A 22,621-nucleotide genomic window follows, 5' to 3' on the forward strand; every position below is an offset into this window, starting at 1 on the left:
TCACCTCATTCGCATGTAATATTTTTTAGTTTTTCCGTTAGCTTCATGTTTTCGCTGTAATCGACAGGGCAGTCGATCAACACAGGTTTGTTCATGGAAATCGCCTTGTCCAGTGCTTTTTGCAGGTCTGTCGATTGATCAACACGGAAAGCTTCCATGCCGAAAGACTGGGCCAATTTGATAAAGTCCGGATTGCCGAATTCAATGTAGGATGGACGCTCGAATTTTTTCATCTGATGCCATTCAATTAACCCGTAGCCATCATCCCTCCAAAGGAGAATGATGATCGGGAGGTTCAGTCTGACCGCGGTTTCGAGCTCTGCCCCAGTCATTAGAAAAGATCCATCCCCGCAGACAGCGACAACGTTACGGTCTGGTGCGGCCATTTTAGCTGCAATCGCACCCGGAACCGCTACTCCCATGGAAGCAAGACCGTTCGAGATGAGGCAGGTGTTCGGCTTGGATGTATGGTACATGCGGGCCATCCACATTTTGTGGGCTCCGACATCGGAAATAACGATGTCTTCCTCTCCCATGGCATTTCGCAAGTCCGCAATGATTTTTTGCGGTTTAAGTGGGAAGGCCTCATCCTGTTGATATTGCGCATACTCATCGAGGATATTTTTCCGGATGGATGAGGCCCAGCCGAGGTTTCTTTCTTTTGCCGGCAGCGCTTCTATTAATTGTTTCAAGTTCTCTTTGATATTCCCGACCACGTTCAAGGCGACCGGGTAATAAGCGTCAATTTCAGCTTCTTCTGTATCGATATGCAAAATGGGTGTCTCTCCGGTCGGGTTCCAGTTTTGAGGTGGCGTCTCGGCCATATCGAAACCGATCGGGATGATCAAGTCAGACTGTTGGAATCCACATGTAATATGATCTTTCCCACTCAAACCTGCCGTGAGGAGGCTGAGTTCATGCTTCCAGGACAGAGCGCCTTTCCCCATAAACGAGTGAACGACAGGGATGTCCGCTTTTTCTGCTAACGCTTGAAGTTCACCTGTTGCTTGCTCACGAGTAATTCCGTTCCCTGCTAAAATCAGAGGCTTCTCTGCCTTGGAAAGCAAATCCACTGCTTCCTGGATGACTTTTTCGTCGGCTTGTGGGAGAGAATGGCCGGTGATCGGGAGTGGTTGGGCGGTCACTTCCATGCTCGCCACATCCTCAGGCAAATCAATATGAGTCGCTCCCGGTTTTTCCTGCATCGCTAATTGATACGCTTTTCTTACGACTTCAGGAACAATCTCCCCTGTTTTGATTTGTGCATTCCATTTCGTTACAGGGGCGTAAATGTCAACGAGATCATAGTACTGGTGGGAAATTTTATGTTGGCGGTTCAATCCCGCCTGCCCCGTAATCGCGATCAGTGGGCAGTGGTCCATATTCGCATTGGCTACACCGGTCAAAAGGTTGGTCGCTCCTGGTCCGAGTGTGGCCAGGCAGACACCAGGTTTACCCGTCAACCTTCCGTAGGTGCCGGCCATAAAAGCAGCACTTGTTTCGTGACGAGTCGTAATGAATTCGATGGAAGAGTCCAGAAGGGCATCCATTACGTCGATGTTTTCTTCCCCTGGGACACCGAAAATATATTCGACGCCTTCATTTTCTAAGCATTTGATCAATAGTTGCGCAACGTTCATGTCTTTTCCTCCTTGTCGTTCTTATTTTGCGTTATGACGAGTCAACTTATGAGCAAAAGGATTTCTATTTAGCAAGGGATCAAGAGCATATTTTAGATTTGTCACATTCCGTTTGACAAAGCTGCATTTAGATTGTCTTGAGAATAGGGTTGTAACCGCTTTATCATGAAAGTACAGAAAAAGAGAACAAACGAGACGAGGAGGAAATCTCATGAGTGAGAAAAAACAAACAGGTGCAAGAGCTCGTGTTCAGCGGTTCGGAAGCTTTTTGAGCGGAATGATTATGCCGAACATCGGGGCTTTCATTGCATGGGGTATTATAACGGCTTTATTTATTCCAGATGGATACATTCCTAATGAAGATTTAGCAGAAATGGTCGGTCCGATGATCACCTACTTGCTGCCATTACTGATCGGTTTTACAGGTGGACGATTGGTCCACGGACTTCGCGGAGGTGTCGTAGGTGCGACAGCTACGATGGGTGTCATCGTCGGAGCGGACATCCCGATGTTCCTGGGTGCGATGCTGATTGGCCCCCTAGGCGGTCTAGCGATCAAATGGGTGGATAAACTTTTTGAAGGCAAGATCAAGTCTGGGTTTGAGATGCTTATCAACAACTTCTCTGCTGGGATTGTTGGAGCAATCCTTGCGATGATCGGCTATTATGTGATCGGCCCGATTATGTCGGGACTGACGAACATCTTAGGTTCTGCTGTTGAAGCGTTAGTGAATGCGGGATTATTGCCGCTTGTTAACATTTTCATAGAACCAGCGAAAATCTTATTCTTAAACAATGCGATCAACCACGGAATTTTAAGTCCGATTGCTGTGGATCAGACACAGGAATTAGGAAAATCGATTTTATTCTTACTTGAAACAAACCCTGGTCCTGGTTTAGGAATTCTTTTGGCATTCAGTATCTTTGGAAAAGGAATTTCCCGCCAGACGGCACCAGGCGCTGCCATCATTCACTTCTTTGGTGGTATTCACGAAATATATTTCCCTTACATCTTATCTAAACCTGCCTTGATTTTGGCAGCTATTGCCGGTGGTGTAACCGGAACAACAACGTTCGTAGCTTTCGGTGTCGGTTTGACAGCCACTCCTTCTCCAGGAAGTATTGTCGCGCTTATGCCTTTGACAGCCAGAGGTGATCACCTCGGTGTAATTGCAGGTGTTCTTCTTGCGACACTGGCCTCATTCATTGTCGCTTCCTTGATTCTTAAATTCAGTAAGAACGATGAAGAAGAAGATTTGAATGAAGCTACAGCTAAAATGGAAGAAATGAAAGGGAAGAAGAGCTCTGTTTCTGGACAGTTGAATTCTCAACAAGAAGAGCAACAAGAAGAAACTCAAGAGAATGCCGCTCAAGAAAGGAATACAGACGTCGTTCCATCCGTAGACCGGAGTAATGTCGATAAAATCATCTTCGCTTGTGATGCGGGAATGGGGTCCAGTGCGATGGGAGCTTCCCTCCTGAAGAACAAGTTCAAGAAAGCAGGAATCCAAATTGATGTGACGAACATGGCGATCAATGATCTGCCAAGTGACGTAGACATCGTCATTACTCACAAAGACTTGACGGAACGTGCAGTACAAAGAGTACCAAATGCTCACCACATCTCTGTTGATAATTTCTTGAACAGTCCGAAGTATGATGAACTCGTAAATGAACTTAAATCTGAATAAGTCCATTAGAGGCCTGATCACTCCGATCAGGCCTTTGTTTTTCTGAATATGGCCCCTCTAGACTAGTTTCGAGACTTTTGCAGTTAGTTGTGGGAGCTTGAGCAGATGAGACCTTTCCTGCGGTGCAATTGAAAGAGCAAGGAAAATATAGAGGGTTGGGAAACATTTCGAAGATGATAATAAAAGCTTAAAAGTCTCTAATAAATGTTCAAAAGGTGCTAATAAAAATACTGAAACCGCTAATAGGTGTCCAGGAATATACTGATAAAAGTTTAAAAGACGCCGATAAATGATTGAAAGACACTGATAAAAGTCTAAAAGTCATTGATAAATGTTCAAAACCCACTGATATATGTTCCTAAGACGTTGATCACTTACAAAATTTAATGAAGCATAGCTTATTAAATTTTGTCGCAGGTGGTGTGACGAAGATGACTTTTCTAATCATTGAAAACCCTTACGATGAAACCTATCATGGAAATATAGAAACAATAGTTATTAAATCTTGTCCTTGAAGGAGGTGGATCATGAATGTATGTGACAGGTCGTGAAAGGAAGATCTTAGATCGCCTGCTTGGTCAGGATGATCAAGTGACGGTGAAACAATTGGCCAAAGAGCTAGATATCAGCACAAGAACGGTGCATCGGGATTTGAAAGGGATTGAAAATATCCTGGCCGAAAGGGAATTGTCGCTTGAGAAAGAATCCGGGGGCGTCCTTTTGGTAAAAGGGCTCGTGAATCAGAAGAAAACGCTCAAGATGGAGTTAAGTCAGCAGGCCTCGGTGGATTATACGCCGGAAGAACGGCACGTTTTGATTTTATCTAAGCTTTTGGAAACTCGTGAACCTGTCAAGCTGGTGGCGATTGCGAATGATCTTGGTGTCACGGTAGCAACGATCAGTCATGACCTCGATAAAATTGAAGATCACCTCAAGGACTTTCAGTTGAAACTTGTTAGAAAAAGAGGCTATGGCGTCGAAGTAGTCGGAGAAGAATCGGGCATACGAGAAGCCATTAGTCAATTAATTATGACCCATATGAATGAGCTTGATTTTTTCACAATGGTGAGGCAGAACATCCAGGAGGGGAATCAAGTGGTTGAAGATTCTTTATCCGGACAGCTGCTGGACATCGTTAATAAAGAAACTCTTGCACTTATTGAACATCACGTCGATGAGTTGCGGAAGGATTTATCGTATCCTCTGGCGGATAGTGCTTACATTGCGTTGGTCGTGCACCTTGCTTTAGCGATTGAACGCATGCAGCAAGGGGAAAAGATTCATATTGATGAAACACAGTTGGAAAAGCTCCGTGCTACGAAAGAGTATTCTTTTGCAGAGGATTTGATCGAACAATTAGCAGGTGCGTTTCAACTCTCTATACCAGAAGCTGAAACAGGGCATATTACGATGCATTTAATGGGGGCGAAGGCGAGGTACAATCGTGATTCTTTGCTCGAAGAATCAAGTATGAGCATTGCGTTTAAAGCGAAACAGCTGATCGCAAAAGTCTCCCGGCGTGTAGGGATGGACTTCAACGAGTATGACCGTTTATTGAATGACCTTGTCGTTCACTTGAAACCAAGTGTTTACCGTTTACAGCATAACATGGATATCGAAAACTCATTTACTGATCAAATGGAAGAAGATTATCCTGTTTTGTTCGAAGAAGTGGAAAAGTCGCTTCAGGAAGTATTTCCAGGATTGCATTTTCCCCGTGAAGAAACCGCTTTTATCGTGATGCATTTTGCATCTGCGCTTCTGAACATGGAAGGTGTGGCTGGAATCAATGTCCTTGTCGTCTGTTCCAGTGGAATCGGCACGGCCAAAATTCTGGCTGCCAAACTGAAGAAGAAGTTCAACGAAATTGAACAGATTGAACATCATTCTCTGTTTGATCTTAAGGGAATGGATATTTCGCAATACGACTTGATCGTATCAACCATTCGTCTTGTTGATGTAGAGGCATACGTCCAAGTGAGTCCTGTGTTACCTCAAAAGGATATTCACAAAATCGAGCATGCGATCAGAAGGGTACGTGTGACGAAGCAGATGAAGAAGCCGGTTACGGAACCGAAGGATGAAGATGAAAAGTCGTTCCAAGCCATTCAAGAGAAAATCGGGGCTTATGAATGCTATGCCCGTAACATTAGTAAGGTTCTCGACCACCTGCATGTGACGAATATAAAAGCTACTCATGTGGATGGTGCACTGGATCAGGCGGTTCACCATTTGAAAGAGGCCGGGGCTGTTTCTGAAGTGGACGACATCGTTGGCCATTTGCTGGAACGGGAAAAAATCGGAGGACTAGGGATTCCAGAGACAAGTCTTGCGCTTTATCATGCGAGAAGTTCTTCCATCGACCAACCTTCCTTTTCTGTTCATATTTTGGATGATCCCTTGAAGGTTGAGGGAATGGATGGCGAGGAGATGGACATCAAAACGATGCTGCTCATGCTCGCACCTGAAGCGCCGAGTCAAGAAGGGCTGGAAACGTTGAGCTTCATTAGTTCTCTCATTATAGAAGATGAAGAATGCACGTCGATCTTAGAATCAGAAAATGAAGATAACATCCTTCATTATTTAGCGAACAAACTTTATATATTTTTAAAATCTAAAGGATAAGGGAGTTTTTATAATGTCTACAAACATTTTGAAAAAGGAAAACATCGAACTGAACAAAAGTCTAGCAACGAAAGAAGAAGCGATCCGCTATGTTGGTGGAATTTTGAACGAACAAGGGTATGTGGATGGAGCATACATTGAAGAAATGCTGAAGCGTGAAGAAATCACTTCTACATTCATGGGGAACTTCGTAGCCATTCCTCACGGGACAGAGGATGCGAAAAAGTCTGTTAACGAAACAGGAATTTCTGTCGTCACTGTACCGGAAGGCGTCGATTTCGGAGGTGGCAATATCGTCAAGCTTCTGATCGGAATTGCTGGTAAAGGGGATGAGCATTTGGAAATCCTTTCTCAAATCGCTATCGTTTGTTCTGAAGAGGAGAATGTTGAAAAGTTGATTGCAGCGGAAACGAAAGAAGAAGTTCTTCAAACGTTCAGCGAGGTGGAGTAAGATGAGAGCTGTTCATTTCGGAGCAGGAAATATAGGGCGGGGTTTTATTGGCGCGCTTCTCGATCAGTCCGGCTATGAGACAGTTTTTGTTGATGTGAATGAAGCGTTGATTGATCTATTGAATGAACGCAATCAGTACCATGTGGAATTGGCTGGCGCCGATTCTACAATTGAGGTTAAGAATGTCAGTGGGTTGAATAGTATGAAACAGCCACATGAGGTGGTGGACGCGCTCGTTCATGCGGATCTTGTCACGACCGCCGTTGGACCTAGTATCCTTCCTGTCATTTCAAAGCTTCTTGCAGAAGGATTAGAAAAGCGCATGAAGGAACAAGCGGGACCTTTGAATGTCATCGCTTGTGAAAACATGATCGGCGGATCCGAAGCGTTGAAACAGCATGTGCTTGAAAACATGGATGAGTCCTTGCATGAGCGATTGGTAGACTTGATCGGATTTCCAAATGCAGCCGTGGACAGGATAGTCCCCGACCAGCACAATGAAGATCCTTTGACCGTTAAAGTTGAACCTTATTATGAATGGGTAGTAGAAACGCCTGCCATCAAAGGGGTGCAGCCGGAAGTGGAAGGAATCACCTATGTAGAGGATCTTACTCCGTATATTGAACGAAAGTTGTTCACGGTCAATACAGGTCACGCAGCGACTGCATATCTTGGAAGCTATTATGGACATTCCACAATCAAAGAAGCGATGGATGACCCTATAGTTAAGGAGAAAGTGGAAGGCGCGTTGAAGGAAACAGGTGCTGTGCTCATAGAAAAGTATGGATTTGACAAGGTGCAGCATGAAGGCTATGTGGACAAGATCATCAACCGTTTCTTGAACCCGGACTTGTCGGATGAAGTTACACGTGTAGGACGTGGCCCGATCCGTAAGCTTGGACCGAAAGACCGTCTTGTACGTCCAGCTGTCGAATATTTAGAACGGGTAGAAGAGGATCCGCATTATTTAGTAGAAGTGATTGCAGCTGCATTAAGTTATAAAAATGAAGCAGACTCTGAAGCGAAAGAGCTGCAGGAGAAAGTCTTAGACCATGGCCCTACAGCTGCTTTTAAGGATATCTCCGAACTAAATGCTAATCACCGCTTAGTCCAATTAGTAGAACAAAAGTATAAAGAGATGAACTAACGAACCAAACTCCCCACAGGAAATCCTGTGGGGATCTTTTTTTATCTACTAATGGCTTGTTTCTGAATAAGTAGTTGATATGGGAAATGTTGGTGTACCAGGTCATACAAATTATTCCATCTATACACAAAAAAGCAGCCCTGAGCTTTTCTGATAAGCTCGGGCTTTATTTGATGCGGTCGTCGCGCTCTTCGTCGGGGATGAGAGGGCAGGTGGGGCAGCATTTGGCTTTGTCTGCGTCATGAAGCATGTATTTCATACAGCAGTGACGTCTGACATAGGTTTCTTTTCCGTTGTCCGCCTGGTAAAAGCGGAATTTGAAATGCAGCGGGTTTCGCTTGTTTTCCTTGAACAGTTCATGTGTGGTGAACCAGCGGAAGACGGTCTCTGCCCATTCATCTGCCTGGTCTTTCACAAGGACGCATTTTCGTTGATGGAGGTTGTGAGAGACGATGGAACGCATGTGTGTCGTCTTACACTTGGACACTTGTGCGACGGTTTGGAACAATGGTTGCAAGTGCTGAGTAATGAACGTGTGAATAGATTCTTTTACTTCTTCTTCAGGCAAGTCCGAGATTTTGTGAACGGCATTCTCGTCTACGATATAATTCATGGCATTTTTTTCTTTTAGTTCAATGCAGATATTTTCAGGACTTGCATCAATGACGACCCCATGTCTGATCATCGTCTCAAACAAACCCATGGTGAGAACGGAATACATTTTTCCGAATAGCAAACCAGTGATGGCCAAGTTCGGGGCATCCAGCTGGTCCTTTTGTTTCGTCAGTAATTCTTTCATCGCTTTTTTATTTTGAATGAGATCATCGACTTTGTAATGAGAACGGTCCTTGTACTCAGAACCAACAAAGATGCGATGATCGTTCTGAATTTGTTCGAATACTCGTTTCATATCGATGTCTCCCGTTTGTAAGCTTTATTTTTGCTGATAACTGTTTTCAATTATAAAATAAAACCAGGCATACAACAACTTAAGAAGCATAATGGACATGGACTTGGGAGTAAGCTAAGGTTATGAACACAAGTAGGTCCGATTATGATTCGAGGTTTTAGGGAATAGACAGATTTACAATACAATATCATTCCTCCACGGAGGTGAACAAAATGGAAGCCATGAATTTAATAAAAAAGAAATTACCGGGTTATGAATCAACATTTTTAGAAAATGTAAAAAAAGCGGATACTCTTACTTTACATCAACTGATTCAAGCGATTTTTCGGGAGCGTGTCGTTCCCTATGAATGGAGGAACCGTAAAAATACATTGGTTCTTTTAGTGAACGATGGAGAACTTCACGTACCTGTTTCTAATCTTTACATATTTCAACACATCGATATTGATGGAGACATAAGGTTTGTGGATCAAGAGGGAAATCAATCCTTGGTCGATAAGTCCGAAACTTGCTTACAACTGCTTTTCCCGGGAAATAATCGATCTGATTTTTATAAAGAAATCCTGAACAGTGTGACGAATCTGGCCCTGGCACTTACAGTAGCGGAGCATAGAAGAAGACAAATCGGAAACCTGGCAGAAGATGCGTTTTCTTATGCAGCTTCTCAAAAGAGCCCGCTGACTTTTTTTGAACAGTGGGTCATCCAAGGGCATACCATTCACCCATGCAGTCGAACAAGAATGGGCCTGACACCTGAGGATGTCGCCCGGTACGCTCCAGAATGGCAAGGGAAACCAGGCGTACTGCCACTGCTTGTTCATAAAGACCGATATCATATGACTTCAAAAAATGGTGAAAGCATGAAGTCCATCCTTTTGCAGGAATACCCGCAGCTTAAAGAAGCATTCCAACACGTCTGTAAAACTCATGATGTAGTTGAGGAAGACTATGAAATTATTCCCATCCATCCATGGCAATGGGAACACAACATCACAAAATATTATAAGGATGAATTGGAAGAAAAATTACTAATTCCGGTCAATGAATTCACGATCCCGACATCCGCACTGATTTCTTTCCGGTCGCTTGCACCTCTGGACGATCGGACCAAGCATCACATTAAAACGGCTGTCAATGTACAGATGACGAGCGCGGTTCGAACCGTTTCAGCGGCATCGACTAAAAACGGTCCCACATTATCCCGACTCTTGCAAACGATCTTTTGTCGCGATGAGGATCTATCACGCTCACTTTCCATCATGGGAGAGGAAGTCGGTATTCATTATAAGCCCTATCAAGAAGAGAACCAGAATTTCCTGCAGAAAAATGCGGCGGCGATTTTAAGAGAAAATCCAGAGAAAGATTTAGGAGGGGATGAGGTAGCGCTGCCAGCAGCTTCTTTGCTTGCGCCTTCGCCATTTTCAGGAAAGCTGGTCGTAGAAGAAGTGGCGGCAGCCTATCCTTCACCTGAAGCATTCATCTATGACTATGCCAAGACGGTACTGCCCGGTGTGCTTACGTTGATTACGAAATATGGCATCAGCATGGAGGCCCATCTCCAGAATTGTGTCGTTATTTTTGAAAAAGGGAAACCTAAAAAGGCGGTTCTCCGTGATTACGGAGGCATCCGGATCATGAACGAACGCTTAGAACAGTATTTTGACCAACAGCCGATCGATCCAAGCACGAATTTATTGACAAAAGATCGGTCTGAGTTATTGGATGTGTTCTCCCATGCGCTTTTCCATAATCATTTAGGGGAGATTATCGTCGCGCTCGCTAGACGAAAAGCTGTCAGTGAGAAAGTGATGTGGAGTAAAGTAGAGCAGGTGATCCACGAAACGTATGAACATATGAAACAGGATAAACAAATTCTAACGGAAGCTCTGTTAGATAAAGAGGAGATTCTCACGAAACCGACGAAGATGAAGGCCCTCGTGAATATGCGGTTGTCTGATCAATATACGGAAAATCTTTATGTGGAAATCCCTCATCCTTTTGCTGAAAGAAAAGAGGTGAAACAAAATGATCCTGCCCTTAACTGAACGTATGAACGCGCGAAATCCTGGTTTGCATAAAGAAGAAGACCAAGCATTTCAATTCTTGAATAGCGCTTATCCTGCTTATACTGCACGTTTCTTTGAATGCCGGGCTGAAGCAAGAAAAGGCATCCTGTTGAAGCTTGCCAATTCCATTATTCGTGAAAATATTGATGACCTTTATTCCGGTGCTATTCCTATGGATGGTGAAAATTCATATTTAGGTAGAACCATTTTTGAAGGCGGAGATTCTCCACTAGAGAAAGACCGAACATATTTGCTGGTACAAAAGCAGGGGAACAAAATCTTATTCCCGGTTTTAAACAGATCGGCTTTCCGCTTTGTTGAAGTGGATGTGCCATTGCTGGTTGAAGGGCGAGGCGTCCGTCCTGTATCTTCCGCATCAGAGCTTGTGTTTCTTTTGTTTAAAAAGGAAGACTACCCAAATCGGGACACATTTGTACTGGAATTGAATAATGGAACGGCAAACCTTGCGCTCGCCTTAACTTTTCATGAGGAATGGAAACAGGCGGTACGCTCGGAAGCTGCGAACCTTGAGGTGGAAACATCTATTGATTATGTGTTGGAAAAAGGGGAGGACGCCCATTTATTTTTCGAACAGCTTGTCGTTGAAGGGCACCATCTTCATCCTGGGGCTAAGACGAAAATCGGATTAACCTATGAAGATACGTTCCGTTACTCCCCGGAATTTCATCAGACGTTTCCCATCCGTCTGGCTGCCGTTAAGGAGACATTGGTATTGAGCACTGGAACAACGTTCGAATCCAGTTTTCCAGAAACCGCTGAGGCAGGGAAAAAGGAGTTAAAGGATCGTGGATACGTGGAGGATTCGTATACGATTTTACCTGTGCACCCCTGGCAGTTCGAACATGCGATCCCTGAGATTTATCAAAAGGAAATCGAGGATGAAGAAGTAATCCTTTTATCTTCAAGACCCATGGGTGCAGAGGCGACTTCTTCGTTCCGGACGGTAGCTCCTAAAAGGAAAGAAGCGCCTGTGTTGAAGCTTGCTGTGAACAGCCAGATGACGTCGACCGTCCGTTCGATTTCTACACACACAGCGATGAACTCCACCGTTTTTTCAAAAATGATGGAGGAAATCAAAGATAGAGAGCCTCACTTGCATTCCTTTGTCCCCTTAAATGAATGGGGAGGGACCGCTTTCCGATCTGAGGAACGGTTGAAAAGCCGTAATTTGACGATGTTAATTCGTGAATCTCTTCATCCGCATCTGGAAGAAGGGGAAGTGGCGGTTGCTGGGATGAGCTTGTACGCGCAATCCCCGATCAGTGGTTTGACAATCCTTCATGAGCTTGTCCAGGAATATGAGACGAAACACCATCTCAGTCGGACCGAAGCGGCCAAAGAGTTTTTCTGTCATTATATACAAAAGGTGCTCCCGGGTTATATGACGATGATGGTCAAGTATGGAGTGGCATTGGAGGGGCATCTGCAGAACAGCCTGCCTGTGTTCAAGAATGGACGATTGACCCGATTCTTTTTCCGGGACTGGGGAGGAGCAAGGGTTTATGCGGAACGTCTTCGGAATCAAGGGATTTCTCCGAAGTTCGCCGCTGATTCGGTCAGTGTGACGAATGATCGTTCTCAGGTGCATAACAAGTTGTATTACACCGTTTTTCAAAACCATTTGGGAGAAATCATCCGTCAGCTCGTCACATATTCCGGACTGCTGGAAGAAACATTTTGGATGGAAGTAAAAAGAGTGGTAAAGGAAGAGTTGGATCGATTGTCTCTGGTGGATGATTTAGCCGTCCAAGTAGCAGAAGATCGAACGTTTCTATTCCAGCCGACCGTCATGCATAAGTCATTGACCCAAATGAGGCTGAGCAATAGTAAAGGGGACGCTTACACGGAAGTGCCGAACCCTTTAGCTTGAAGAAAGTGTGAGGATGTAGCCATGAGAATTGAACAATATATTGAGAATAAAAAACGAAAGCATGATGGGCCTATCTGTGCTTATGTTTATGATTTAGGTCAGTTACGGAAGCATGTGGATACATTGAAAAGCAGTCTTCCGGATTTTTGCCGGCTTTTTTATGCGGTGAAAGCGAATCCTGATCCGCGCATATTAGGAACTCTCGCCACGATAGTTGATGGATTCGAAGTCGCTTCCGGTGGGGAGTTGAAGAAAGTTCCCCATAATAACCCGGTGCTGTTTGGGGCTCCCGCAAAAAAGCAAGCCGAAATAGAGGAAGCGATCGATGCAGGAGTGGAAGCCATCAACGTTGAAAGCTTCCATGATTTGAACCGCATCGAATGGCTATCCAAACAAAAAGATGTCGTCACGCCAATACTGATCCGCGTCAATTTGAGTCGTGATATCCCGGAAAGTCATCATATGATGTCCGGCGTCCCGACTCAATTCGGTGTTGATGAACGTGATGTGCCGGAGATTTTAAAAAAAGCTCTTCAAATGAATCATGTGAGTGTGCAAGGATTCCACTTCCACGCGATGTCTAACAATCTGAATGCTGAAGCTCATGTGCAATTTGTGGCTATGTGCTTGGAAAAAGCCAAAAGTTGGCGGAACCATTTTGGGTTGGAGATCCGAACCGTCGATATCGGCGGAGGTATCGGCATCAATTATTGGGACCCGGACGTTGGGTTTGAGTGGGACACGTTCGCTTCCGGACTTCATCAACTGGAAGCCCAAATGGACGGGCTGAGTTTAGTGCTTGAACTTGGAAGGTTCATGACGGCCGCTGCGGGCTCGTACGTGACCGAGGTGTTAGATGTGAAAGCCAACCATGATCATCATTTCGCCCTCATCCGAGGAGGGTCGCACCACCTCAGACTGCCTGCTGCCTGGAAAATGAGCCATCCTTTCCGTATTCATCCGGTCGAAGGGTGGGGTGCTCCTTACGAAAGGCCAGGGATGAAGAAGGCGGAAGTGACCATTGCCGGAGAGTTATGTACGCCTAATGATGTCCTTGTGAAAAGTGAATATGTGGAAGAACTAAGAGTTGGAGATGTTGTGATTTTTGACTATGCTGGTGCTTATGCATGGACGATATCCCATCATGAATTTTTGAGCCATCCTGAACCGGAATTTATCTATTTAGATGAAAAGAAATAGCCGTCACATTTCGTGACGGTTTTTTGTTGCTCTCCTTTCCATATTCGATCAATCGACTTACAATGGATAGATGTAGTTTGATGGAAAGGTAGAAATATATGATATATGAAGAGAAAAAAATCATCAATCCAGCCGCCGGTGCCATCGTTATGGCCATCGGTATCTTTCTTTATGGGGCTTGGCGGCAATTTTTCACCAATGGAGCTGTAGTTTCTGGTCTCTATTTGCTGCTGACTCTCATCATTTATCTTAGGCTCATCAGGCAAAGTCTGCAAAAAGGTTTTTGGAAGCCATTCCTATCCAATCCTGTCAACTCCTTTGTTATCGGTTCGTGGGTGGCCGGTTTATCTGTGTTATCCCAAGTGATCCTCAAGTATTTGGAACGTGTGCAGTTTTTAGTTATTGGAATAGCGGGGCTTAATACACTGCTTTGTTTATTCTTTTTCTTTCTATGCCTTTTCAACTTCGTAAAGCTTTGGCTTCGTCCGACATTTCACCATATCCATGGAGTCATTCTGTTGTCGACGGTGTCCATCCAATCGCTCGTTATTACATGGGCAAACTTGTTTCCTGGCATCCCCACAACCATGGTCGCAAGTTTAATCATCATGGGGATTTTGATTTATTTGAATTGTTCAGCTCTCTTGTTCATTCGATACAAAAACAAAACGTGGGCCATCACAGATGATTGGACAAATACCAATTGCATTTTACATGGAGCACTTTCGATTACAGGCCTGGCTGCTGTTTCGACAGGAGTCTTTTCCTCTTTTCTTGTTACTTCTCTATGGTGGTTTGTATTAGGAATTTTATTAGTAGTAGAAGGAATGGAGCTGGTAAGAGCTTACCTTCGTGTGAAAAAACTAGGCTGGCATAAAGGGGTGTGCACATACCATGTAAGTCAGTGGTCGAGGAATTTTACGTTCGGGATGTTTTATGCTTTTACGATGGTTATGCTGGAGAGTCCTTTGTACACATCCGTCTTTTCCGACTTCCAGCAATGGTTTCTATATCTCTGGGGTTGGGTTGTAGCCATTGCCCTGATTTATGAATTGATTTTATGGATCTACTCCTTTTATAAAAGTAGTTTTGAAACCTCTTCCTGAATCGGCTCATTTCATGCAAGTTCAAAGCCATTTGACTTGGAACATGGTAAGATATTGATAGAATCACGTCGAAGAGAGGGGGGAGAAGGGTGAATAAAAAGAATCATAGAAACAAAAACCGCTCATGGGGAGCCTTCCTTCTCCCCATCTTTCTACTTGGACTCGTTTTTTTTACGATGAAAAGTCAGCTTGGAGACGGAATCATGAGTAGCTGGACAACAGTCGAAGAGAGTGAACCTGATCTTCCTCAGCAGGTGCTGCAGTATGAAGATGAAATCGAAACGTACGCCGAGCAGGAAGGCATCGGTGAATACAAGGATATCTTGTTGGCTTTGATGATGCAGGAGTCTGGTGGACGTGGGGACGACCCGATGCAGGCGTCTGAATCCCATTGTGGGGAAGTGGGCTGTATTGGAAATCCTGAACTGTCCATAGAACAGGGGGTCGCTTATTTCGCAAAAACGTTGGAACGGTCCGACGGGGATGTGAAACTAGCTCTTCAATCGTACAATTTTGGTGCAGGGTTCATTGATTTTGTGATGAACAATGGTGGGAAATATACGCAGGACCTGGCCATCGAATTTTCATCGAAGAAATATGAAGAATTAAAACATACAGGTAAATACAGCTGTATTCGTGAAGAAGCCGAACAGTATGATGCTTGTTACGGAGATATATATTATGTCGATGCCGTGCTTGACCATTATGAGGAAGACGGGGATCTAATTGCATCCTCTTCCTGATAAGGCATAAAAAATCGACTCGAACCTAAGAAAGGTTCGAGTCGATTTTTTTATTATAGGTGATTCAGTTCTTCATTGAGCTTCCTGGATTCGGATTTGAAATAAAGGTAGAAGCCGATCCATATGATGAAATAGATGAACAAGAACGACAGAATGGAGAGCAAAGCAGTGGTCATTTGAAAAGGAATCCATCCGATGCCGAAGCTGATGATGAAATAAAGCAGGGAGACCGTGATGAAATGTAAGAGGGTTTGCTGCCATAGTTTGAGCGTTGTGATTTCAAAATACAAAGGTGTCACAGAGAAAAACCAGCCACAAAACATACTGCCAAGCGAGTTACGAACGAAGGCTTCACTCGAAAGTGTTTCTACATCCCCAAACCAAATGACGGCGTAAGTCATAACAAGGGCGAGAAAAGCGCCGAAGAAGATTCCGATCATGGTTCTGAATAAAAAGGTTTTCATTTTTCTTTCCTCCTGTTCATTTTTAACATATTTTTGATTTCCTTCACATAATGCCTCGACGCATATTCTTTGCTTCCTGTCTGAAAATGAACGACCAGCGTGCCGTGAAACGACGGCTCAAAATGACTGATTTTATATAGGTTGGCAATGGCAGATTTCGAGATACGGATAAACTGGTCAGATGGTAGAGTTTCGAGCAGCTCATAAAGCTTTTCTCTCAATCTGTACTTTCCTTCTTTATGAGCGGCGTAGACGATTTCTTTTTCCGTGTAGAAACACTCAATGTCCCGAGGTTTAAGAAGATGCTGCCGGTCTTCATTATAACCAATCACCAAATCATGTTTTTCCTCCTCCAAAGCATCCAGAATTTTTCTAATGGATGAATCAACTTCCTTACACTCGACGGTCACCTTTGTTTCTTTATGCGCGTCATTGATATCCACAATCAGTTTCATTTCCCCTTTCCCTCCCGTCATTCTTTCTATTGTCAGTATAGACGTGTGTGTGATTTCTGTCATGAAAAGGCAGGTAAGTGGCAAAGTGGAGAGGGTGAGTGGTATGATGAGTGCGGTCACTTAATTGGAAAAATTGTACAAATGAATTCAGACTCCTTAGAATGGATATGTTATAAGGTTTATTAATGAAGTTATCCATCATCATCGATGGGGAAATTTACGTACCTGCTGGGACATGAATGGAAAAATGTTGAATAAATATAAAAGAAGGTGTAAAATTACACCATTGAAACAATGGGGGAGGGAAAAGAAATGAGCGCCTTATCCAAGGAAGAGAAACAGAGGGTATTCCGTGAACAGTTGAATCACCTGAAGGAAAATGGATACATAACAGATCAGGAGTACATAAGACTGCTGCAGGCGCAGGGGGCGTATCTTGCAGACTATGAATCTTTAGATAGAGAACAAGAGGTGTACCAGAAAGAAGCTCAACCAGAACCAGCTCATAAGCCGAAACCAGCACCTAAACCGAAGCCTGTCAAAAAGAAAAAAGAACGCTCTCCAGAACAAATCCGTGAAAGGAACATAACATGGACGCTTATCTTAGGTGTTTCCATCCTGCTCATCACAGGCTTGATCGTTGCGACAAGTCAGTGGGACCAGATGGGAGCGGCGACGAAAGTCGTTTCTATTTCTTTTGTTTCGCTGTTTTTCTTTGCGTTGAGCTATGGCACCGGCCGATTCTTAAAAATCAAGCAGACAGCTTTTGCCTTTTTGACACTCGGAAGTCTGCTCATTCCGATTATCATTGTTGCTATTGGTTACTTTGAGCTTTTCGGGCCCTACTTATCACTTGATGGAGTAGGGAGGCACTTGCTCGGTTTGATGGGAACGGCGATTCCGCTTCCTTTATACGTAAGGCATGCGTTCGTCCATCGTTCGCGCCTTTATGTATGGATTGCGCTTTTGTTTCTATCGCTTTCTGTAGGGTTCATGCTTGGAGCTCTCCCGTTATCCCTTGATGCTTTTTATCTTGGGTTGATGTTGTATAATGCCGGGTTGCTTGTCGCCTATATCCGGTTTGAAAATAGGACTCACCTTCAGTTATTCATCAAAGAGGTGCCATTATTCGCCCAGTTGAATCTAGTCATTTCCACCTTGTTGATGCTGTTTTTCTTTGAAAATGAAGTGTTTTACAGTTTCAACCTGCTGCTCACAGCCAGTGTCTATATGGCGATGGTTTTTGTTTACAAAACGAAAGAATATCAGTTTGTTTTTTCTGTGATGCTTGTGTATGCCGTGTATCAACTCGTTGAAAATACGCCGTTGTATGCCGTCGATTCGCTTGTATATGCGCTTGTCGGCATACTTTACATCGGGTTTGCGTACGCGTTCAGGAACCATACGTTCATTGAAAAGGTATTCCGGTTAACGAGCGGGGCTGTCTCCTTTTTAGCATTCATCTATATCACATATGAAAGCATTTTGATCCAGGATCAAAGCAGCTCATGGCTCTTGCTCGCCGCCTATGTTGTCATTATGGTCAATTATCTCGTCCTATCTAATGTGACAAAATATGTGATTTTTACGTATTTAGCACCTGTATTCTTTTTTGTTTCCATGGCCCAGCTATGGGATTTGACTCAAACGGGCCCCTGGTTCTTTTTCTTGTACACAGCTGCATCTCTCCTTTTTCTCTACGGAGGAATCTGGACAAAAGTCAAGTGGCTGCAGGTATTGAAGGATAGCAATCTTTACACGTCTTTATTTGTGTTGACGGGATGTTTATATTACGCCCTTTATGACTTGCAATATGGGTATAGTGCCATCATGCTGCTCACCGTCAGTCTGCTTTCTTATTTTGTGAAAAAGAGTTCCGCCCATGCCGATATGAAGAGTACGGCGGTCTGGGTGCTTCCGTCAGGCTTGGTGGCTGCTTCCGCCATCTTTTATCAAAAGCTTCTCGAATGGGTGCCTGCTTACAGTGAAGGGTATTCGATTTCATTCCATATCGCTTTGACAGGCGTCCTTCTACTCGGTCTCCACTATGTATGGGAAAAGGCGGAAGAAGACGATTTTGCGATGTCGACTTTTTATATCGCCGAGGGCACCTATGTGGCTGCAATAATGCTCCTGCTCGTGGATGACGGAGTGGACCCGATGGTTGTCCGGCCGCTCTTGTTGCTCACAGGCATCGGGATGATGTACCTGCTTGTCCGCTATTCAAAAAAGACGTACTACTGGAGTTTCGTATCTGTCGCGTCACTTGCTTTTTATACATCATTGATCGACCCATTCGGTATTGATTCATTTTCTAACGTACTGATGTATATGATCTTCGCTCCTGTGGTCTTGATTGCCATCGGAGAATGGGGAGAAAAGAAATCCAAAGGGATGCGGCCGCATTTCTATATGCTGGGACATATCGTTCAGCCGTTCATCGTCCTTCTCATTCTTCTGGATCAGCTGGGGACGGAATATGTTCACCCCGCTCTTTTGATGATTCCATTAGGGGTGTACGTCTTCAGTGCTTTGAAAGCAGGAAGAGAATCGGGAACAAAAACAATGCTGTATGCTGCTCTGACGACTGGGTACCTTTTTATTGTCACACTATCGAAAGAACTCGGGTGGGATGAGGTCTCTTATGAAGATGCGTTTTTGGCCAGCAGTTTCTTGTATGCGGTTCTTTGGTTCTTCGTCTCTGGCGAGTGGAAAAAGCGCATCGAGTGGTACATCATTCCATTTTCCATTTTAGGTCTGTTCGTCGTGATCAGTGACGTTCCTTTAGAGGCGGAAGGAGAATGGCTGCTGGTGATCGGCTACACTGTTTTCAACCTTTTCTTCCTGCATCAGAGGTCATGGCCGCTCGTCCGCTTCGTTCCATTGATCTTGACCTTCGGGTTATGGGAAAAGCTGCGGGTGTTTTGGACCGATATGGACATGACCCTTGTCCTTGTTTTAAGTATCCTCGGTCTTCTAGGATCAGGGAAGATTTTGCAAAAAAGACTGTTTGGCCCTGGGGTCGATGCTGATGCCTATACGTGGACAGCACTCTTGTATATCGGTTATTTGAATTTGTACACCTTGTGGGATGAAAGTGTCTGGATACGCATCCTCCCTGTTGTGCTGCTCAGCTTGTGGTTTTATCTTGGCGGAAAGAAATGTTCCGAAAAATTTCTTCAGAACGTCTTTTATACAGGTGCGGCAGTCAGTTTGTATGGAGCTTACTTGATGATCGCTGCAGCGTATAGTGAATACATCCCTGACTTGATCATTGCAGAGGTTCAAGCTTTACCGGTTCTGATTGTCCTCGCTTTTGTAAGAAAAAACATCTGGTCTGCGTCTGCAGAGATGATGAGTTACGTTCAGTTCGCTGCATTGCTTTTGATCTCAGGCTACCTTGTCGTTGATGCCATCCAGAGCCATACCATTTGGGATGCCTGGATCATCGGGGGCTTATCACTAGTATCAATGGTTGCCGGCATGCAGCTCCGGATCAAATCGTACTTCCTTGTCGGGATGGGTGTCCTTATTTTCAACATCATTTATCAGACACGACCGTATTGGGGCAATCTCCCGTGGTGGGTTTATCTATTGATTGCCGGGCTCGTTCTGATCGGGATTGCAAGTTACAATGAATGGCAGAAACAACGCTCAGAATCAGAAAAGTCTGTGGAGCAGAAGTGGAAGAAGCTTTGGAAAGCATTTAAGAAATGGCAGTAGAGAAGGAGTCGTCACATGAGTTTTATTTTACGCACATTCAAAAACATGGCCCTTGATTTCATCTCCATGATCAAAGGGTTCACCTATGGATTTATTATGGTCGGATTATTTATTGGGCTTCTGGGTGGAGCCATTTATGGTATTTTGTACTTGAGAAATCTTTTTCTGTAGGGGAAGACATATGCGGTTATCGACGCTGTTGTTATTCGTTATACTGTTAACCTCGTGTGGAAGTCCTGCAGTCAATGATGATCGTCCTCCAGACATTCAAGGTCCTGTAGTGGATAGACTATCCTCCAATCAAGTCCTTGTGAGGAATGAAGAAGGACAGATGAAAGTACAAGAAATCATCGTGACTGTTGAAAAAGAATCCCTTGAAAAAGGCCGAGAGTATAGCATATGGATCGAGGGTGAAATTCTAGACAGCCAGCCTCCTAAAGGAAAAGTCGGGAAAATAGAACAGATACACGATGACTAACTAACCATCCGATGCCTATTCTTTCAAACTAAGTTTCGAGCCTTTTGCGAATGGTTAGAGTAGCTGGGAACTCGCTCATCTTCATTGATTGAGCATGAAGGTAAACGTTTTTTAATCACCTTCCTGGGCGCATTGCATAAAATGTGAGGAGTCGAAGGAGGGTGATGGGGTGAACCATACAGGGAACACACAGGTGCAGGGAAGTGGCAGCAAGCCTCAAAATGTCCATGATTTCTGCAGACAAAACCTTTATCAAATGGTACAGATTGAAATGGCTGATGGGCAGACACACACCGGACTATTGCACAGCTATGATCAAAATCAAATGAATTTGATTATGCCTACCAGCCAGCAGGGGCAGAATAGGGGCATCAACGAGGAAGACAGCCGTCTGTTTTTCCCGTTCTTTGGACCGTTCGGGCTTTTTGGCTTTCCGTTTTGGGGAATCCGCAGGTGGTGGCCGTACTATTATCCATATTCATATTGGTGGTAAACACCGGTAAAGTCACTGAAAAGATTCAGTGGCTTTTTTGTTCTGTCTGACCATTTTTATGATACGATGAGTAAAAGGAATCATTTACCATAAGAGAGTGGGGATGGGATGAAAGAAAACCTGACGTTTGCCTGGATTGCTTCATGGTTTGCCCTTGTGGGACAGCTCGCTTTTTTTATTGTCGTCGCTTTATTTACAGGGGAGTGGCGTTACGTAATGTGGAGTTTATTAGTCAGTTTGAGCGTCGGGGTTCCCAATATGATTCGAACGTGGCAGGCGCAGAAAAAGGCGAATGCGAGGAAAATATATGAGCAGGGGGAAGGTTCGGTATGATTGAAAAGATCGATACGATGTGTCTGGCGGTGAAGGACGTAGAAAAAGCCGGTACATGGTATGAGGAAAAGCTTGGATTTACCGTTTCTTTTAAAGGAGATGGGTACCGGGTGCTGGATCATCCGGTGCCCTTGACCATTGAAGAGAAAGAAAACGTGGGATCATCAAGTCGAAATTATCCAATCTTTTTCACGAAGGATTTAGATGAAACGTATGAACAATTGAAAGAGAAAAAGGTGGACGTTGAGGACAAGCAGAAAGACTCTGAAAACTATTATTTCGATTTTTACGACTTGGATGGAAATCGACTTCAAGTTTGTTGTTATCATTGAATCTATGAGATTTCGTTTTAAATGAATGAGGAGTTTTATAGACTTTTTCGAGGTGGAAGGAGGGATGAAAAATGAAAAGATCCGTTACAAACCATTCCCTGCATGGGGTTTGCGCAGGTATTGCTCATTATCTTGGTCTTTATCCTATGGCCATTCGCCTTTTGTTTATCGTTACACTTCCTTTCTCCTTCTTCCTTTACATTATTCTTGCCAATACGATGGATGCTGACCGTGCTTCCTTTTAGGTGTTTTTCACATAAGAAAATTTTTTGGAGGGATAACATTGATGAAATTCTTTTTTCTATTATCATCTATTATTGTTCCTGTTTCTTTATTTGTTGACCAGGCGGCAGCAGGGGTCCTTGCATCTTTGGTGTTCTTACTAACAGGTGCTTATTTCAGCAAGCCGCGTTTTCGCAAGTACACGAATGAGTCCTGAAATTAAGTCATTCCAAATGAAAAAAGAACAGAGAGCCTTGAAAGTGGAAGGTCATTATGTAGATTATATGAGTTTAATTTTATAACGTATGGTTGTTGAGGAGGAAGACATTGAAAGACGAGAAAAGAGAGCCTGAACAAAATAAATGGTACCTTTATGTAGTCGTGTTTTACTGGCTTTTATATACAGCCAAAACCTTCTTCATAGAGGAGCGTTGGTTTTATTTTATTTTTTTATGGTTTGACGATCTTCGCGATAGCAGTTTTTGCAATCATTGAATTCAAAAAGCGGAAATTAGTCGTTTCTTTGGTGGCATGTGTGTTGTTTTTCGCGTATTTATTTGAGATCGTCCCTGTGCCTATCCCGTGAAAAAGGTGAGGGAGAGGATTGTAACCAAGTAATAAACCCTGACCATCATCTTCATTTTTAAGTTGA

The 22,621-nt window shown here is 43.9% G+C and carries 21 protein-coding genes; 17 read left to right on the plus strand and 4 right to left on the minus strand.

The features are described from left to right. Positions 1–5: 5 nt before the first annotated feature. Positions 6–1,640, minus strand: a complete 1,635-nt coding sequence (locus ACJA3J_RS07160) for an acetolactate synthase large subunit (RefSeq protein ID WP_406945863.1) — start codon at positions 1,638–1,640, stop codon at positions 6–8. 211 nt (positions 1,641–1,851) lie between these two features. Between ACJA3J_RS07160 and ACJA3J_RS07165 the strand changes: the two genes are divergently transcribed. The 4 genes from ACJA3J_RS07165 (at position 1,852) to ACJA3J_RS07180 (ending at position 7,553) form a co-directional block, all read left to right on the plus strand. Then, the gene (locus ACJA3J_RS07165; RefSeq protein ID WP_406945864.1) at positions 1,852–3,330 is read left to right on the plus strand and encodes a PTS mannitol transporter subunit IICB; all 1,479 of its coding nucleotides are present in this window, start codon (positions 1,852–1,854) and stop codon (positions 3,328–3,330) included. A gap of 531 nt (positions 3,331–3,861) precedes the next feature. Then, positions 3,862–5,955 carry a BglG family transcription antiterminator gene (locus ACJA3J_RS07170; RefSeq protein WP_406945865.1) on the plus strand — a complete coding sequence of 698 codons (2,094 nt, stop codon included), beginning with the start codon at positions 3,862–3,864 and terminating at the stop codon, positions 5,953–5,955. Positions 5,956–5,968: 13 nt separating this feature from the next. Next, complete coding sequence (locus ACJA3J_RS07175; RefSeq protein ID WP_115893982.1) at positions 5,969–6,406, plus strand: PTS sugar transporter subunit IIA; 438 nt, start codon at positions 5,969–5,971, stop codon at positions 6,404–6,406. A gap of 1 nt (position 6,407) precedes the next feature. Next, entirely contained in the window at positions 6,408–7,553 is a 1,146-nt protein-coding gene (locus ACJA3J_RS07180) for a mannitol-1-phosphate 5-dehydrogenase (RefSeq protein WP_406945866.1), read from the plus strand. 166 nt (positions 7,554–7,719) lie between these two features. On the opposite strand, the gene ACJA3J_RS07185 is transcribed toward ACJA3J_RS07180, so the two are convergent. Beyond that, on the minus strand, positions 7,720–8,463 hold the full coding sequence (locus ACJA3J_RS07185) for an IucA/IucC family C-terminal-domain containing protein (RefSeq protein ID WP_406945867.1): 744 nt from the start codon (positions 8,461–8,463) through the stop codon (positions 7,720–7,722). A 212-nt stretch (positions 8,464–8,675) separates the two neighbouring features. Here ACJA3J_RS07185 and ACJA3J_RS07190 point away from each other — a divergent pair, with 212 nt between their 5' ends. The 5 genes from ACJA3J_RS07190 to ACJA3J_RS07210 all read left to right on the plus strand — a co-directional run bounded on the left by ACJA3J_RS07190 (position 8,676) and on the right by ACJA3J_RS07210 (position 15,469). Next, positions 8,676–10,508, plus strand: coding sequence for an IucA/IucC family protein (locus tag ACJA3J_RS07190; protein WP_406945868.1), 1,833 nt, complete (start codon positions 8,676–8,678; stop codon positions 10,506–10,508). Further along, positions 10,489–12,420: an IucA/IucC family protein gene (locus ACJA3J_RS07195; protein WP_406945869.1), complete on the plus strand. Its 1,932-nt coding sequence runs from the start codon at positions 10,489–10,491 to the stop codon at positions 12,418–12,420. The genes ACJA3J_RS07190 and ACJA3J_RS07195 overlap by 20 nt, the downstream gene beginning before the upstream one ends. 21 nt (positions 12,421–12,441) lie before the next feature. Further along, entirely contained in the window at positions 12,442–13,620 is a 1,179-nt protein-coding gene (locus ACJA3J_RS07200) for a type III PLP-dependent enzyme (protein WP_406945870.1), read from the plus strand. Between the two features lie 98 nt (positions 13,621–13,718). Next, positions 13,719–14,726 carry a hypothetical protein gene (locus ACJA3J_RS07205; RefSeq protein WP_406945871.1) on the plus strand — a complete coding sequence of 336 codons (1,008 nt, stop codon included), beginning with the start codon at positions 13,719–13,721 and terminating at the stop codon, positions 14,724–14,726. 89 nt (positions 14,727–14,815) lie between these two features. Next, the gene (locus ACJA3J_RS07210; RefSeq protein ID WP_244157027.1) at positions 14,816–15,469 is read left to right on the plus strand and encodes a lysozyme family protein; all 654 of its coding nucleotides are present in this window, start codon (positions 14,816–14,818) and stop codon (positions 15,467–15,469) included. 53 nt (positions 15,470–15,522) lie between these two features. On the opposite strand, the gene ACJA3J_RS07215 is transcribed toward ACJA3J_RS07210, so the two are convergent. Continuing rightward, a complete protein-coding gene (locus ACJA3J_RS07215; protein ID WP_089650831.1) occupies positions 15,523–15,933 on the minus strand; it encodes a DUF3021 domain-containing protein in 411 nt (136 codons plus the stop codon). After that, complete coding sequence (locus ACJA3J_RS07220) at positions 15,930–16,388, minus strand: LytTR family DNA-binding domain-containing protein (RefSeq protein WP_406945872.1); 459 nt, start codon at positions 16,386–16,388, stop codon at positions 15,930–15,932. The genes ACJA3J_RS07215 and ACJA3J_RS07220 overlap by 4 nt, the downstream gene beginning before the upstream one ends. Positions 16,389–16,700: 312 nt before the next feature. On the opposite strand from ACJA3J_RS07220, the gene ACJA3J_RS07225 reads away from it, so the two are divergent. The 8 genes from ACJA3J_RS07225 to ACJA3J_RS07260 all read left to right on the plus strand — a co-directional run bounded on the left by ACJA3J_RS07225 (position 16,701) and on the right by ACJA3J_RS07260 (position 22,186). Further along, complete coding sequence (locus tag ACJA3J_RS07225; RefSeq protein WP_406945873.1) at positions 16,701–20,111, plus strand: hypothetical protein; 3,411 nt, start codon at positions 16,701–16,703, stop codon at positions 20,109–20,111. 15 nt (positions 20,112–20,126) lie between these two features. Further along, on the plus strand, positions 20,127–20,282 hold the full coding sequence (locus ACJA3J_RS07230; protein ID WP_167355973.1) for a hypothetical protein: 156 nt from the start codon (positions 20,127–20,129) through the stop codon (positions 20,280–20,282). A 10-nt stretch (positions 20,283–20,292) separates the two neighbouring features. Beyond that, positions 20,293–20,589: a DUF3221 domain-containing protein gene (locus tag ACJA3J_RS07235; protein WP_089650833.1), complete on the plus strand. Its 297-nt coding sequence runs from the start codon at positions 20,293–20,295 to the stop codon at positions 20,587–20,589. A gap of 169 nt (positions 20,590–20,758) precedes the next feature. Further along, on the plus strand, positions 20,759–21,082 hold the full coding sequence (locus ACJA3J_RS07240) for a hypothetical protein (protein ID WP_406945874.1): 324 nt from the start codon (positions 20,759–20,761) through the stop codon (positions 21,080–21,082). Between the two features lie 108 nt (positions 21,083–21,190). Beyond that, the gene (locus ACJA3J_RS07245) at positions 21,191–21,415 is read left to right on the plus strand and encodes a hypothetical protein (protein WP_089650835.1); all 225 of its coding nucleotides are present in this window, start codon (positions 21,191–21,193) and stop codon (positions 21,413–21,415) included. After that, positions 21,412–21,747: a VOC family protein gene (locus tag ACJA3J_RS07250; RefSeq protein WP_406945875.1), complete on the plus strand. Its 336-nt coding sequence runs from the start codon at positions 21,412–21,414 to the stop codon at positions 21,745–21,747. Before ACJA3J_RS07245 ends, ACJA3J_RS07250 begins: the two co-directional genes overlap by 4 nt. 71 nt (positions 21,748–21,818) lie before the next feature. Beyond that, positions 21,819–21,992 (plus strand): PspC domain-containing protein, encoded by a 174-nt coding sequence (locus ACJA3J_RS07255; protein ID WP_406945876.1) that lies wholly within the window; start codon positions 21,819–21,821, stop codon positions 21,990–21,992. Between the two features lie 38 nt (positions 21,993–22,030). After that, on the plus strand, positions 22,031–22,186 hold the full coding sequence (locus tag ACJA3J_RS07260) for a hypothetical protein (protein ID WP_167355974.1): 156 nt from the start codon (positions 22,031–22,033) through the stop codon (positions 22,184–22,186). Positions 22,187–22,621 lie beyond the last annotated feature (435 nt).

The sequence above is a fragment of the Halobacillus sp. SY10 genome (genome assembly GCF_045401165.1).
GTDB lineage: Bacteria > Bacillota > Bacilli > Bacillales > Halobacillaceae > Halobacillus > Halobacillus aidingensis.

Bases quoted from the DNA above. Each gene is read 5' to 3' on its own strand.
- ACJA3J_RS07175 (WP_115893982.1), top strand. From the start codon at position 5,969: ATGTCTACAAACATTTTGAAAAAGGAAAACATCGAACTGAACAAAAGT.
- ACJA3J_RS07185 (WP_406945867.1), bottom strand. From the start codon at position 8,463: ATGAAACGAGTATTCGAACAAATTCAGAACGATCATCGCATCTTTGTT.
- ACJA3J_RS07255 (WP_406945876.1), top strand. From the start codon at position 21,819: ATGAAAAGATCCGTTACAAACCATTCCCTGCATGGGGTTTGCGCAGGT.
- ACJA3J_RS07160 (WP_406945863.1), bottom strand. From the start codon at position 1,640: ATGAACGTTGCGCAACTATTGATCAAATGCTTAGAAAATGAAGGCGTC.
- ACJA3J_RS07230 (WP_167355973.1), top strand. From the start codon at position 20,127: ATGAGTTTTATTTTACGCACATTCAAAAACATGGCCCTTGATTTCATC.
- ACJA3J_RS07180 (WP_406945866.1), top strand. From the start codon at position 6,408: ATGAGAGCTGTTCATTTCGGAGCAGGAAATATAGGGCGGGGTTTTATT.
- ACJA3J_RS07245 (WP_089650835.1), top strand. From the start codon at position 21,191: ATGAAAGAAAACCTGACGTTTGCCTGGATTGCTTCATGGTTTGCCCTT.
- ACJA3J_RS07205 (WP_406945871.1), top strand. From the start codon at position 13,719: ATGATATATGAAGAGAAAAAAATCATCAATCCAGCCGCCGGTGCCATC.
- ACJA3J_RS07250 (WP_406945875.1), top strand. From the start codon at position 21,412: ATGATTGAAAAGATCGATACGATGTGTCTGGCGGTGAAGGACGTAGAA.
- ACJA3J_RS07190 (WP_406945868.1), top strand. From the start codon at position 8,676: ATGGAAGCCATGAATTTAATAAAAAAGAAATTACCGGGTTATGAATCA.
- ACJA3J_RS07195 (WP_406945869.1), top strand. From the start codon at position 10,489: ATGATCCTGCCCTTAACTGAACGTATGAACGCGCGAAATCCTGGTTTG.
- ACJA3J_RS07220 (WP_406945872.1), bottom strand. From the start codon at position 16,388: ATGAAACTGATTGTGGATATCAATGACGCGCATAAAGAAACAAAGGTG.
- ACJA3J_RS07235 (WP_089650833.1), top strand. From the start codon at position 20,293: ATGCGGTTATCGACGCTGTTGTTATTCGTTATACTGTTAACCTCGTGT.
- ACJA3J_RS07215 (WP_089650831.1), bottom strand. From the start codon at position 15,933: ATGAAAACCTTTTTATTCAGAACCATGATCGGAATCTTCTTCGGCGCT.
- ACJA3J_RS07225 (WP_406945873.1), top strand. From the start codon at position 16,701: ATGAGCGCCTTATCCAAGGAAGAGAAACAGAGGGTATTCCGTGAACAG.
- ACJA3J_RS07200 (WP_406945870.1), top strand. From the start codon at position 12,442: ATGAGAATTGAACAATATATTGAGAATAAAAAACGAAAGCATGATGGG.
- ACJA3J_RS07165 (WP_406945864.1), top strand. From the start codon at position 1,852: ATGAGTGAGAAAAAACAAACAGGTGCAAGAGCTCGTGTTCAGCGGTTC.
- ACJA3J_RS07170 (WP_406945865.1), top strand. From the start codon at position 3,862: ATGTATGTGACAGGTCGTGAAAGGAAGATCTTAGATCGCCTGCTTGGT.